This window comes from Virgibacillus sp. Bac330 (assembly GCF_003667845.1).
Classification (GTDB): domain Bacteria; phylum Bacillota; class Bacilli; order Bacillales; family Amphibacillaceae; genus Virgibacillus; species Virgibacillus chiguensis.
In genome coordinates this window covers 821760-835079 of sequence record NZ_CP033048.1, presented here as the reverse complement: position 1 = coordinate 835079, position 13320 = coordinate 821760, and the positions used below count along the sequence as shown (strand labels likewise).

At 37.3% G+C, this 13320-nt stretch carries 11 protein-coding genes; 7 read left to right on the top strand and 4 right to left on the bottom strand.

Features of this window, described 5'->3' with window-relative positions; genetic code table 11:
• Positions 1 to 116: 116 nt before the first annotated feature.
• Positions 117 to 485: a YisL family protein gene (locus D9780_RS03630; protein ID WP_073006157.1), complete on the bottom strand. Its 369-nt coding sequence runs from the start codon at positions 483 to 485 to the stop codon at positions 117 to 119.
• Between the two features lie 258 nt (positions 486 to 743).
• On the opposite strand from D9780_RS03630, the gene D9780_RS03625 reads away from it, so the two are divergent.
• Positions 744 to 1940 (top strand): ornithine--oxo-acid transaminase, encoded by a 1197-nt coding sequence (locus D9780_RS03625; RefSeq protein WP_073006155.1) that lies wholly within the window; start codon positions 744 to 746, stop codon positions 1938 to 1940.
• A gap of 307 nt (positions 1941 to 2247) precedes the next feature.
• Here the strand turns inward: D9780_RS03625 and D9780_RS03620 are convergent, their stop codons facing one another.
• The gene (locus D9780_RS03620) at positions 2248 to 3423 is read right to left on the bottom strand and encodes a DUF418 domain-containing protein (RefSeq protein WP_121639323.1); all 1176 of its coding nucleotides are present in this window, start codon (positions 3421 to 3423) and stop codon (positions 2248 to 2250) included.
• Between the two features lie 414 nt (positions 3424 to 3837).
• Between D9780_RS03620 and D9780_RS03615 the strand changes: the two genes are divergently transcribed.
• The 6 genes from D9780_RS03615 to D9780_RS03590 all read left to right on the top strand — a co-directional run bounded on the left by D9780_RS03615 (position 3838) and on the right by D9780_RS03590 (position 5888).
• Complete coding sequence (locus tag D9780_RS03615) at positions 3838 to 4050, top strand: spore germination protein (protein WP_121639322.1); 213 nt, start codon at positions 3838 to 3840, stop codon at positions 4048 to 4050.
• 21 nt (positions 4051 to 4071) lie between these two features.
• On the top strand, positions 4072 to 4272 hold the full coding sequence (locus D9780_RS03610) for a spore germination protein GerPB (protein WP_121639321.1): 201 nt from the start codon (positions 4072 to 4074) through the stop codon (positions 4270 to 4272).
• Between the two features lie 75 nt (positions 4273 to 4347).
• Positions 4348 to 4926, top strand: coding sequence for a spore germination protein GerPC (gene gerPC / locus D9780_RS03605; protein ID WP_162985777.1), 579 nt, complete (start codon positions 4348 to 4350; stop codon positions 4924 to 4926).
• Between the two features lie 2 nt (positions 4927 to 4928).
• Positions 4929 to 5105 carry a spore gernimation protein GerPD gene (locus tag D9780_RS03600; RefSeq protein ID WP_073006137.1) on the top strand — a complete coding sequence of 59 codons (177 nt, stop codon included), beginning with the start codon at positions 4929 to 4931 and terminating at the stop codon, positions 5103 to 5105.
• Positions 5106 to 5118: 13 nt separating this feature from the next.
• On the top strand, positions 5119 to 5499 hold the full coding sequence (locus D9780_RS03595; protein WP_121639319.1) for a spore germination protein GerPE: 381 nt from the start codon (positions 5119 to 5121) through the stop codon (positions 5497 to 5499).
• 170 nt (positions 5500 to 5669) lie between these two features.
• Positions 5670 to 5888 carry a spore germination protein gene (locus D9780_RS03590; protein WP_077703072.1) on the top strand — a complete coding sequence of 73 codons (219 nt, stop codon included), beginning with the start codon at positions 5670 to 5672 and terminating at the stop codon, positions 5886 to 5888.
• A 176-nt stretch (positions 5889 to 6064) separates the two neighbouring features.
• Here the strand turns inward: D9780_RS03590 and addA are convergent, their stop codons facing one another.
• Both addA and addB read right to left on the bottom strand, forming a co-directional pair.
• On the bottom strand, positions 6065 to 9781 hold the full coding sequence (gene addA / locus D9780_RS03585; RefSeq protein ID WP_121639318.1) for a helicase-exonuclease AddAB subunit AddA: 3717 nt from the start codon (positions 9779 to 9781) through the stop codon (positions 6065 to 6067).
• Positions 9775 to 13272 carry a helicase-exonuclease AddAB subunit AddB gene (gene addB / locus D9780_RS03580; protein WP_121639317.1) on the bottom strand — a complete coding sequence of 1166 codons (3498 nt, stop codon included), beginning with the start codon at positions 13270 to 13272 and terminating at the stop codon, positions 9775 to 9777. Before addB ends, addA begins: the two co-directional genes overlap by 7 nt.
• Between the last annotated feature and the right edge of the window lie 48 nt (positions 13273 to 13320).

Below are 13320 nucleotides of genomic sequence, written 5' to 3'. Positions count from 1 at the left end.
ATAATCCAGTTAAAACTTTATGATGAAAAACTGTAGTTTCGCCTATTCTAAAGCCATTATAGTATAAAAAAGGCTGTCCTACGTTCATAAGGACAACCTTTTATTTTTGTTCATTTTTAACCTAATTGAATTCCCATAGGTAAACGAACGAATCCTAATACAAGCAGAATAATAAGCGCAATGACAAACTGTATCCACAGTACTTTTAATGGTTTCTCCTTTGGTAAGCGAACGAGTATCATTTCCATAATAGCAATCATCCATATACCCGCAACCCCTTTAACAATTGCTTCTGCCATTAACGATCCACCATTAAAGTAAGGAGTGATTAAGTCTCCTCCAGAATATAGTATAAGTAAATAATCCAAGCGCAAAATCATATGTACGATTTTCCCTGCTTTTGTATTACCTTTCTTATACATAGCATAAGAGATTGCTAATAAAATAAACCCTAATACCCATCCCGTTATATGCAAATGTGTCATGAAACAATCTACCTCCTATTTCCAATTCAACTAATGCTATCATATCATGATCCTAGTAACTTTTCATTTTTAACACTCTATCGTTTAACAAATATGTAACAGCTACTCTATTATGATAAAAATTACTTTCTAATTAGGAAAGCTTCCCATCTATCAGCTAGGTTTAAATTTAATAGATTCATTTTTTTATAGCTGGCAGTTGCAATAAAAACTGTTATACTGTATTTGTAGATTATTTTTAAAATTCGGAGGGATCATATGGGACAAACAAGTCAACAAATTATTGATCAAACACAGGAATACGGTGCTAAAAATTACCACCCTCTGCCTGTGGTCATCTCTAAGGCAGATGGAGTGTGGGTAGAAGATCCTGAAGGAAACCGCTACATGGATATGCTCAGTGCTTATTCAGCTGTTAATCAGGGACATCGCCACCCACAAATTATTAAAGCGCTAAAGGACCAAGCGGATCGCTTAACTTTAACATCCCGAGCTTTTCATAATGATCAGCTTGGGCCTTGGTTTGAAAAAATTTGTAAGCTTACAAATAAAGAGATGGTATTGCCGATGAATACAGGCGCAGAAGCAGTAGAAACGGCTATTAAAGCAGCTAGAAGGTGGGCTTATGACGTAAAAGGAGTGGCGGAAAACAAAGCTGAAATTATTGCTTGTGAAGGTAACTTCCACGGTCGAACAATGACCGCTGTCTCTTTATCATCTGAAGCCGAATACAAACGTGGCTTCGGACCAATGTTACCAGGTATTAAAATTATTCCTTACGGAGATGCAGAAGCTCTAAAGGCTGCAATCAATGAAAATACCGCTGGATTTCTATTTGAACCAATTCAAGGAGAAGCTGGTATTGTTATCCCACCAGATGGGTTTTTACAAGAAGCATATCAGATTTGTAAAGAAAACAATGTACTATATATTGCGGATGAAATTCAGTCTGGACTAGCTCGCACAGGAAAAATGTTTGCATGTGACTGGGAGAATGTAACACCTGACGTACAAATTCTTGGAAAAGCCTTAGGTGGAGGCGTCTTTCCAATCTCATGTGTAGTTGCTAACAAAGATATTCTCGGTGTATTCAATCCTGGTTCTCACGGTTCCACATTTGGAGGTAATCCACTAGCATGTGCTGTCTCTATTGCTGCATTAGATGTATTAGAAGAAGAGAATTTAGCTGATCGTTCTTTAGAATTAGGAACATACATGATGAATGAATTAAAGTCCATCCCTAATCCAAAAATAAAAGAAGTTCGTGGTAAAGGGTTGTTTATCGGTGTGGAGCTTACCGAACCAGCCCGTCCATATTGTGAAGCGTTAAAGGAAAAAGGACTGCTTTGTAAAGAGACACATGAAAACGTCATTCGATTTGCACCTCCATTAATTATTAAACAAGAAGATTTAGAATGGGCTGTTTCTCATATTAAAGAAGTATTAACACCATAAGAACAAAGGCTCGGGGCGCCCGGTTAGCAACGTAGCGAGTGGAACGAAGCAACGAAAGTTTTAGGAATCATGCTCCTGCAACAGGATTATGCCGGCGCCCTCCGGTAAACCCGTCTTTAGTCGACCTTCCTTTTGAGAACGAACCAATGATGACTTTGCTTCGGGCAATGGAGTGAAGTCGCCTAGTTGCTGGGCGCTGGAGCCGGACGTGGCTAAGTTTATCCATAGATATAAAATTTTATGATATACCAGACCATAAAAAAGCAGCTTGTCACTGTTCCAAGCTGCTTTTTCAGTGTTTCATGACTTATTTGCCCATAACTTGCATCTTTCCATAAGTAAGACTTCTCCATAACCACTCCAAAGGCCCATAACGGAACTTCCTTAACCATATACTACTATATATCATTTGCAAACCATAAATAATAATGGCTATACCTACACCTTGTAACGGGGAAGTTTGACCATACCAACCTAATCCAATCCCATAAAACAAGAGAACACAAAGGATAGATTGCATAATATAGTTGGTAAATGCCATTCTCCCAACATAGTTAAATGGTTGCATCAATTTAGCACCTAATTCTGTTTGTCCCAATAGTGTAATGGACAAAATATAAAACAGGGCAGAGAACAAGCCTCCAATACTATCTTGGGCAATTTCAAACCACAATGGGTTACCAAAGAAATACGGCCCTAATTTAAACACTAAAAACAAAATAAGCGAATACACCCATAACTTTTTTAGTACTGATTTATGTTGCATTGGGTGATGTAACCAACGTTTTCTTGCAAAATACATACCCACTAAAAATAATGGCAAGAGTAAAAAGGGAAGAAAGAAGAGACCTAATCCACTCCCAAACAGCCAATCTTGCGCATTTTGTGACCAAATAGTAGTAAAGGAGTTACTTTGATAATTTGCAATAATAGGTTCAACTGGCTTTAATGGCTCTTGTCCATACATAGCTATCCATGTTCTCGCCAAATAGGAAATAAATGTAATAAAGCCAACAAACCCTCCTAATAGCCCCACAGCCCAATAAATTAAAGTCCTCTCCTTTACTTTCAAAAATAACAATGCAAGTAAACCGACTAGAGCATAGGTAATTAAGATATCACCATACCAAATTACAAATGCATGAATCACTCCAAATAATAACAAAAATAAAAGTCTTCGAGTTAGAAGCGGAACAGCTTCTAACTTTTTTAATTGGAGACGATCCGTCATTAATTGGAGGCCAAATCCAAATAAAAAAGAAAATAAACTGTAAAAGCTCGCTTGAAAAACGATATCAATAACAGCAAGCGTTACCTCATCTTCAGGATTATTCCACACTAACCCTTCTCCTCTGTATGTAAAGTAAGGAGAGCTAAATGACAGCATATTAACAATTAGTATGCCAAAAATGGCAAATCCCCTTGCCGCATCTACCCAATGCAGTCTGTCTTTTGTTTGCACAGGTGAAGCTTGTTGATTCATAAACACATCCCTTTCCTTTATTAGTTTAATTGTCATTAGAAAAAACAATCATTCTTTATAGTGAAAAACACCTATAATACCTTAAACAATAAAAAATCGCTTGTGGGCAAATCAGAAACATTTTATGTATTCTTAACACAAGAAGCTTCGAAATGGATTTACGAATGTTCCTTTTATTTAACTATAAGAAAAGAAACAACAAATCACAAGCTAAATTTTTAAACAAATGTAACATAATTTCTTCTTTTAATTCCTCAACAATTTATTTTTTATACATAACTTAATAATAAGCGAATTTACCTAAAGTAAACTTCTCCTTATTGTTAGAAAAACGTAGCTTATACTATAAAGTGAAAGTTGTACACTTTCCTATAGTGAAAAAAAGCTTTGTCTCGTTAAAGAGGAGGTATTGAAATGCCAGCGAAAGTAGGGGCAGTGAAAGTCGTTAACTTATCATCTTCCAGTATTTTTAATATTGGTGACGTTTACTCGATGTCTCCGAATAGTACTGCTAAAACATTTGCTGGTGGAGGGTCCTTTAATACCGGCAATGGGATTCGCGTAAACTTAGGAAGTGCTAAAACGTATATATACGATTCAGATAAAGTAGATATGTCTTATAACTAAAAGGTGACAGGAGTGATGTAAATGCCTTTAACCGTGCATCAAACCATAAGTATTTATATGATTAAAGTTGGAGCTATTACGAATTCATCTGTTCTACAAATCGGTAGTACGGGGAGTGTTCAATCCCAATCTGACATTTACAATACCGGTGGTTATACGGAACCTGCGCCAACAGCCGAAATTATTCAAGAAGCAGTTCCATTGGTTCCTTTAGCTCCCTAAACTGCACATTTCTCGCCTTTTTTGCATATAGTAAACATAGGCATTCGTCTAGGTATGGCAGAGGAGGGAGTTTCCATGAATCATTCAAACTGGTCCGCTTATATTTACGATATACATGAATACATGAGACAACAGGAAGCGTTAATTCAACAATTAACAGCACGAGTAAATGAATTAGAAGAAAAGCTACAGAACACAAAATCTAACCATATCGAAAAAGTAGAATATCATTTTGACCAACTAAAAATTGAACAATTAGATGGAACACTTCATATTGGTTTATCTCCACAAGATTTGGCTAATCTAGACGGCAGCTTTATTGACCAACCGAAACCTCCAAACTATCAAGCTCCTTTAAAACAAACGATACAAGCAGAATTAAATGACTATTTGCATCAAAACGGCACAAATATAATTAATCAAATGGCAGCAGAATGTAATGTAAATATGGATGACGGTTATCCTCCCATTTTGATTCAAGATATGATCAAACAGTTACCAGGACGAATTGCCTTTTACGAAAACGAAGCATATAACGAAAAAAACTTACAAACAAGAGATGACATCCATCAATTTATATCCGACAACGTAAAACATGAAATTAAACAGTCGCTACGAAAATATATGGATACCCAAAGATCTAAAGGAGAATAGCTATGAATATGGAAGTTCATAATTGGGGATTAAATATTGGTAATGTTCAAGTTGACAACGTGTCCTCATCATCTGTGTTTTTAATTGGGGACAATGAGCAATTTCTTCTTTCATCCTTTTTCGATACACCACCCGAAGCATTTACGTTAGGAAATATCGTACCGTTAGCACTTACGTAAAAGGGGGAGAGAAATGAAAAAAAGAACATCCATTGTTGATAATTTGTTGACTAACTCTGTATCCACAAGTAGTATACTTTCCATTGGAGATACAGAAAATGCTGCGTTAAAATTTAAAGGCATTGCTATTCAAAAACAAAACCCTGTTTTTTCTAAACGTGATGAAGAAACATTCAATTACCCACTATTTAAGCGAAATACGAATTGGCCAGAAACTAAAATGCTCGTAAACAAATCAACGACCCAACACAAAGGGTGCATTCATGTGGCGAATGTTGCAAGTATCGGCGTAAGTAGTTCTTCGTTACTGCAAATTGGTAATTTAACAAGAGTATATGCAGAGTCTCGTGTGAAGCATTTCCGTAAGTTACAAGATACAAGTGAATCTTTTTGAATAAAAATTGGGATTTAGCTATTGTTACCTCCCGTTTAGATTTGTCTAGTCCAAATCTTTCCATTCTTCAAAGAGACTTACAGCACCTTTAACCGAAACAAACCATACGCACCAATAGCTAATAAAGTCATACGCTATAAAAACAGAATTTTTTCAAAAGGTGGTTTCCTATGCCTTCTATTGTTGGTCCGATTAAAATTGTTAGTGTTAGTGGTGGGGTCGTAAATTTCGGTGATTCCTTTTATATTGCTCCAAAAGAATCCACAAAAACAAATGCTGGTTCTGGTTCCTTAAACACTGGAGATTTCACATGTACAAATAATGGAGTAAGTTCAACCAATCCATTTGACCCAGATATAAACGACCAAAATTTAACTGCAAATGCTTAAAAAATATGCCGTGGATGTAGTAAACTCCACGGCATATTTTTTCATCGCCCGCGGATCAGTAGTACTAATCCGTATGCAATACAAAATAGAGTATCTAAGGGCTATTATTTTTCACCATTGCTTGTCCATTTTACAAAGAATCTTAGAATAAATAGGAGCAACGGTTATAAATATCATTATCTTCTGGACGGCACCTGAACAAGCGCCTGTTTTGTAAAGAAATAAAGATATGTTTCCAATACTGGCTGTCTCCAAATCGTTTCAACTGCATGGCGGTAAAGATCCATTTGTGTTTGATATCTTCGCAACAACTTTTCCTCTACTAACTCGGACCATTCTCCGTGAATGGAGTCCGTTTTATAGTCCAGTATAATCCAACCATCCTTTGTCGAAATAATCGCATCGATTACACCTTGTATTAATACATCTTCTTCTTTTCCTTGCCAATCATGATATACTTCTGTGGCTGGAATGGTTAAACTAAACGGAATTTCCCGTTGCACATAAGGAGCTGTTATCATTTTCTGAGCAATTGGCGTTTGATAAAAATGTTCAATAGCTGTAATATCTATTTCTTCGACAGCCTCTCGACCAATCATTTCTTTTTCCACCATTTTTTCTAATTCCGCTTCAATCTCCTCATACGTCAACGAACGATGCAGTGGTAAATGTTGCATTACTTTATGCATAAAGGTACCCTTTTCAGCAGCTGATACTTTCTTTTCCTTTTGCATAAAAACAGGGCGTTTCATAATTGGTCTTTGCCTAGGTGTAATTAAATGATCACTACTATATTCATCTTTTAGTTCCTGCTGCCGCTTTAATTCGGTTACCGTTTGTTTCGCTCTGGATTGCGCAGCGTGTATATAAGGATACGTATCACTCAAACGTTGTTGCACCGTTTTTGCTAACTTGTCGCTGGATAATGTAAACGGAGTCCATTCAGAAATGTGTTGATGAAGCTGATCTAATTCACCATCAGCTTGCTTCCCTGTTTCTTCAAGCTCGTTAGCGTGAATGATGTTAATTTCCCAACTAGAAGGGTCTTGTTGAATTTCTTCTTTTACTTGTTCTCCTATTTCTCCTAGTCGTAATACTTCATTTTCATGATGCCGTACAAGTGCAGGGGCGACCCAATCAAGGTATGTTTTTGCTTCTATTCGTCCATGAGTCGGTAGCACCCAGTAAGGATGGTTTTGAACGGCTTGCCATTTTTCCTTTTTCTTATCAAAAGATGCCACACTTCCAATCATAACAAGCTTTTCTTTGGCTCGAGTTAATGCGACATATAAAACGCGCATCTCCTCCGCTAATTGATCACGTAACATTTCCCGTCTTAATGCATGATAATAAAGCGTAGGATAGGATAGCCGTTTAACTGGATCAATATACTTGCTAGCAAAACCATAATCTTTATGCAATAAATATTTTTGATTTAAATCACTTAAATTAAATTGCTTATCCATGCCACCTAGTATGACTACAGGAAATTCCAAGCCTTTACTTTTATGGATGGTCATAATCCTTACGACATCTTCTTGTTCACTTAAAGCTCTTGCAGCGCCTAGGTCTTCCTTTCTCTCTTCCATACGTTCTATAAAGCGAAGAAAACGGAATAACCCACGGAAAGAGGTTGCTTCATACGTTCGAGCCCGATCATACAATGCACGGAGGTTCGCCTGCCTTTGCCTACCTCCTGGCATACCACCAACATAATCATAATATTTCGTTTCTCGATAAATTTGCCAAATTAACTCCGATAAAGCTCCTTGTCTTGTGGCTTTACGTAATCGTTGTAACGACTCTAAAAACATGGTGATTTTATCAGCTAATGCATTGGCATGCTCTTTTTCGTAGGATAGTAATGCCTCATAGTAGGTTTGTTTTTTTCTTGCTAACCGAATGGTAGTTAATTCTTCTTCATTTAGACCGACAATTGGTGAACGCAAAACAGAGGCTAAAGGAATATCTTGCCGTGGGTTATCTATCACTTTTAAAAAACTAATCATGACTTTTACTTCAATCGCTGCAAAATAGCCTGTCGACAATTCTGCATAAACAGGAATTCCTTGTTTTTTCAGCTCATCTGTAATCACAGGTGCATCCGTCATGGAACGCAGTAAGATAACGATATCTCGATACTGCACGTCACGTTGTTGCTCTGATTTTTTATCTACTACTTGTAATGGTCGCCCGTCTTCTTGGCCAATCCAATGCTTTATTTTTTTTGCATACATTCGCGCTTCTAGTTCTGCTTTCTCTAAGTCCATGGAATGATCGAAGTCTGTTTCTTTACGCTCATTCGTTTCCCGATCAATAATAAATAATTCTGGACTAGGAGTTCTATGGGGAAAGTTGTCATACATCTTATTTCCATAAATGAGCTCTGCATTTGCATCATAATTTATTTCTCCAAGCGATTCATCAATGATTTGTCTAAATACATAATTTGTTGCCATTAAAACTTGGCTACGGCTTCTAAAATTACGCGACAAGTCGATTCGTTTAGCAAGATGTTCAGATTGAGCAAAACGATTATACTTTTTTATAAACAAAGACGGCTCTGCGTGGCGAAAACGATAAATGCTTTGTTTAACATCCCCCACCATGAATCTGTTTCCCGCACCTGCTTGATTGCTTATTAGTGATAAAATAGTCTCTTGAACAAGGTTTGTATCTTGATACTCATCAATGAGTACTTCCGTATATTGCTTTTGGAAACTTTCTGCTACTTTTGACGGCTTTGGCTTATCCACATTTCTATCTTCAACCAATATTTGCAAACACAAATGCTCTAAATCGGAGAAATCGACGAGAGCACGTCCCTTTTTTTCTTCTTGAAACTTCGCTTTAAATGCTTTCACGAGGGAAGCTAACTGTTTCATTATCGGAGCCATTTCACGCATATCTTCTAGGTGGCTTTTTAAATCTCTAGCAAACCAACCTTGTTTCATGGCTGTCCAGCGCTTTTTATAGCTTTCTCGTAATTTTTTTACTTGTTTTTTCTTTTCCTCATTCACCTCTACTTTTTTACTAGATAGCTTAGCAAACGTACTTGCTTGTATGCAATCGTGCAATTGTTGCCAATCATCCAAATAAGCGTTCGCTTCATGAACGAGTACCAAATCCTTCTCGAGTGTATCGGCATAATGATAGGGTCCATCACTTTCTCTTGTTACGTTCATTGCTTGCTCTATTTCCTCTTTCATGGCGTTTAGCTGTTCTTTCACTTCGCGTTTTAAAATTTTTAGCCAGCTTAACTCCCTTTCTTGCACAGTTTTTGGTATATCATAAGCTTCCGCTAATTGATCTAACCATTTATCCGGCCAAGGGTTTTTTACTGCAAACTCATATAATTGTAAAATTAATGTCTCTACATCGGCATCGCTTCGATCACTGGAAAAACGGTCAACAACTTGAAAAAAAGCTTCTTGCTCTTCTGCATCCGTTCCATACCAGCTTTCAAATAAGTCGTCTAATACTTCCTGCTTTATCAGTTCTGCTTCCATATTATTTGCAATCCGAAAAGCTGGATCAATATCTAACAAATAAGCATATTGTTTAACAACATCTAAACAAAATGCATGTAGTGTGGAAATAGATGCCCGTTGCAATAACGATAATTGTTTTTTCAAGTGTAACGAAGCTGGGTTTTCTTCTAAAGCTTTTTCTAAGGCATCCCCAACTCGATTACGCATTTCTTGTGCAGCAGCATTCGTAAATGTAACCACAAGTAAGGAGTCAATATCTACAGGTTGCTCCTTATCTAACAGTTTTTGAATAATTCGTTCCACCAAAACCGCTGTTTTCCCTGAACCAGCAGCTGCTGCAACAAGAATATCCGACCCTTTTGTATAGATAGCTTCTTGTTGTTCCGTTGTCCAGCTTACCATGTTGCGCCCCCCTCTGCTTGCATCCGTTTGAGTATTTCATCCTGCTTCATATCTGCTAGTTTACGGTAATCATTTGTTGGTATCGTCGGATCAAATTGACATACAGATTGAAACGGGCAGTGGGTACAAGCATTTTGTTGTTTAAAATAATATGGATTTAAATCAATGGCACCATGTGTCATATCTATCCCCGCCTGCGTCATCAGTTGATGAACATGTTGCTGTAAATGCTTCATAGTCCTTTCATCTGCTACTTTAGAATAACTGTAAAATCCACCATTCTTTTTAATTGCAGCTGGAATAATTTGGCTTGCACCTGATTCTAAAGCTTGGTCCATGAGTTTAGCAATATCTTCATCTGCCAACAACAGCCCTTGCATCTTATACTTTTTAAACAATTCTTTTTCAATCGTGGCATCATCAAGCTTGTCTTGTCCTGTAATCATCGGATTATGGACGTGGAAATACAGAATACCTGCTGGTGTTGCTTTTACGCCTAACCATTTTTCCGAATGCGTAATAACTACATCAAGGTATGTTAACATTTGCAATGCAAGTCCGTAGTACACCTCAAGCAAATTTAATTCTTTTGCACTTGATTTGTAATCAATAATTCGTAAAAATAGCTCGTCATCTTTAACAGCTTTATCGACACGATCTATCCTGCCTCTAAGCATCAATTCAAATCCGTTTTGCAAAGGAACAGTTAACGGCGGTAGATCTTGATTGTTCCCAAATCCTAACTCCAAACCAACTGGAGAAAAGTGACTTCTTCTAGCTTGCTCACTTAATACATACGTTGCCCTTGCAATTACTTCTTCTAATTTCTGTTGAATATACTGATAGCGATTCGAACTGTGCAAGATTTGGTGCTGTAATATTGGAGATAGCTTAGTAACTGCTTGATGTGCGTATGAAGCCGCATCAGCTTGTGTAAGTTGAGAAAATTCTTTATTTCCTTGTTGAATCCATTCGGTTATCGTTTTTAACGCCTCATGGAATAACTGACCAATATCTGGTGCATCTAGCTTATATGTTCGCCTTTCCTCTAAACCAAGGCTATATTTGGCGAAATGCTGATAAGAACATCTGTAATATGTCTCCAGTCTAGAAACACTTGCTTGAATCTGTTTTGGATATAGCTGCTCAACGGTTTCTGACGATAGATTACTAGGTTTATTTTGATAATATAGGCTCTGTAAAATACGGTATGTCGTTCCGTTCTTTTTTTCCTGCATGATATACCAATTGAGTACATGCCACCAAATGGGTTTTATTGGATACCCCTTACGATACCTTGCTAGTTGTGCTGTTAAGGCAGCTCTTGTTTTATGAGGTGTTGTCACAAAACGATCTGCTTCTAACAATTCATCGGGCTCTTGCAGCAATTGATGTTCACAACAGCTTGGGAATAAGTTCTCTATTCGCTTAATAAGTTGTGATGGCATCTTCGTATTTCCCTCTTCATCACTTAGTGGGTAACTAATCCATAACTGATCACTTGCTACTGTAAAAGACACATACATATAAAACCAGTCGTCTAGTAATTGACGTTTACTCGTTTCTGCAAGCTGTACGCCATGATCAGCTAATAAATTACGCTCTTGTTCATTAATTAACCCATCCACGGGCGGTTTCATCGGCCAAATTCCTTCATTTACACCTAATAAAAAGGCACAACGAATATCGCTTATTCTTGAGCGATCAATAGAACCGACAATCACATGATCTATACTTGGGGGCACATGAGCAAACTTCAATGTTTCTAAACCAGCTTCCAATGTTTTACGGAATACAGGTAAAGACATCGTTTCTTCGCCTACCATTTCTACCATTTCATCCAACAGTTGAATAATCGCATCCCAAACCTGTTCCTGTTCTCGGCCCTTTTCAATTTCAGCTTGTTCATCGTATTCAGCTCGCAATTGTTCTAACTTTGTAGGAACTTGAAGCTCTTCCATTAATTCATACAAGCAAACACATTTTTCCTTCACCGTTTCTGCTTCTCTTAACTGCGTATCAAAGCCTTCAAAGGCTTTGACTACTTGTTGGCGATAACGATTAATACGTAATTGTGTTTCCCGTTCTGTATCAGTTTGTGACAGCTGGTCAAATCCACGAAATCGTTGAAAAATCCAGTCTTTCTTAGAAAACCAGCTTGCGCGGGATCGAACGCCATATTCCAGTACATAATTTTCTAATTCATCAATTGCATCTGCTGTTAGCGGATATTCCTTGTCCAAAATCGGCACAAAACTTGTTTTTAACAGACGAAACACCGCATCGTAACGCCAATTTCCTTCAACGACATCTAATGCTGAACGAATAAATTCCATTAATGGATGGTTTAACATCGTCCGCTTCTCATCAATAAATACAGGGATATCGTAATCATGAAAAATCGTCGCGATTAGATCATGATACATGTCTGTTTGCCTTATAAATAGGGCCATATCTTGATAACGATATCCCTCGTCTCGCACCAAATGAATAATTTGCTGTGCAGCACCTTCCACTTCTGCACGAGGATGAACGGCCTCAGCAATTTGTATAGGTACTGGTTGTTCATATGTTGGTGCTGGACGATGATCAAAGTACTGTTCCAAATGAGCAAAGTATGGGCGATTACGAAAGCGTCCATATGCAGGATCTAGTTTCATCGTTTCTTCTACTGTTACATCTATAGACGCAGCTAATTGCTTTAATGCATAAAACGTTTCTTTCGTTTGATAAAACAAATCAACTTCTGAAGTAGGTTCTTCTTCTGGCTTATCGACCGTTAACGCAACAGTAACTTGCTTACATTTTTTTAATAATGCTTCTATTACAATAAGTTCTGTAGGTGTAAAACGATAAAAACCATCAATATAGATTTCTGCATGTTCTAATAGCCTGGAATGAGCAATTTTATCTGCAAGTAATTGTAATTGATCTTCCCCGTCTATATATTTTCCTTGTAATGAAAGCAACAGTTTTTCATAAATATACAACAAGTCTTCCAATTTATGAAGAAGACTTTCTTCTCCTGTTTTCTTATGTACATAGCTATTCATATGCTCCATTTTAGCTTGTAATAATTCAGGTGTAATAGCATAGCGTTTAAATTCGGTAATCATCGTTTCTAATTGTTCAATAAACCCATGCTTTTCCATAGCATGTTGAAACACATGCCATTCTCCTTGCTTTTCTTCCATAATTTTTCGTAGCATCATTTGCATTCCTATGGTACTAATAAAGGGCTTATTTCCTCCGCCTGTTTCTTGTAACACCCTCCATGCTAAACGCGAAAAACTAACTACTTGTGCCCGTATACTGCCACGAATGTCTTTATCTTTAAATAGATTATATTCTTGCTGAAAAGTCATCTGATCAGGTACAAGATAAAATATAGCTGCGCCTTGTGGCTGATCTAGCAATTTTTCTTTTATTTCATCAAATATGCGACCGCTTTTCCCTGTACCTACGCGTCCTGTTATAAAACGGAGGCCCATCACTCACTTCCCCTTTCATGGTTAAAAATTGATTTATCGACAGCTTTA

Bases quoted from the DNA above. Each gene is read 5' to 3' on its own strand.
- D9780_RS03630 (WP_073006157.1), bottom strand. From the start codon at position 485: ATGACACATTTGCATATAACGGGATGGGTATTAGGGTTTATTTTATTA.
- D9780_RS03625 (WP_073006155.1), top strand. From the start codon at position 744: ATGGGACAAACAAGTCAACAAATTATTGATCAAACACAGGAATACGGT.
- D9780_RS03620 (WP_121639323.1), bottom strand. From the start codon at position 3,423: ATGAATCAACAAGCTTCACCTGTGCAAACAAAAGACAGACTGCATTGG.
- D9780_RS03615 (WP_121639322.1), top strand. From the start codon at position 3,838: ATGCCAGCGAAAGTAGGGGCAGTGAAAGTCGTTAACTTATCATCTTCC.
- D9780_RS03610 (WP_121639321.1), top strand. From the start codon at position 4,072: ATGCCTTTAACCGTGCATCAAACCATAAGTATTTATATGATTAAAGTT.
- gerPC (WP_162985777.1), top strand. From the start codon at position 4,348: ATGAATCATTCAAACTGGTCCGCTTATATTTACGATATACATGAATAC.
- D9780_RS03600 (WP_073006137.1), top strand. From the start codon at position 4,929: ATGAATATGGAAGTTCATAATTGGGGATTAAATATTGGTAATGTTCAA.
- D9780_RS03595 (WP_121639319.1), top strand. From the start codon at position 5,119: ATGAAAAAAAGAACATCCATTGTTGATAATTTGTTGACTAACTCTGTA.
- D9780_RS03590 (WP_077703072.1), top strand. From the start codon at position 5,670: ATGCCTTCTATTGTTGGTCCGATTAAAATTGTTAGTGTTAGTGGTGGG.
- addA (WP_121639318.1), bottom strand. From the start codon at position 9,781: ATGGTAAGCTGGACAACGGAACAACAAGAAGCTATCTATACAAAAGGG.
- addB (WP_121639317.1), bottom strand. From the start codon at position 13,272: ATGGGCCTCCGTTTTATAACAGGACGCGTAGGTACAGGGAAAAGCGGT.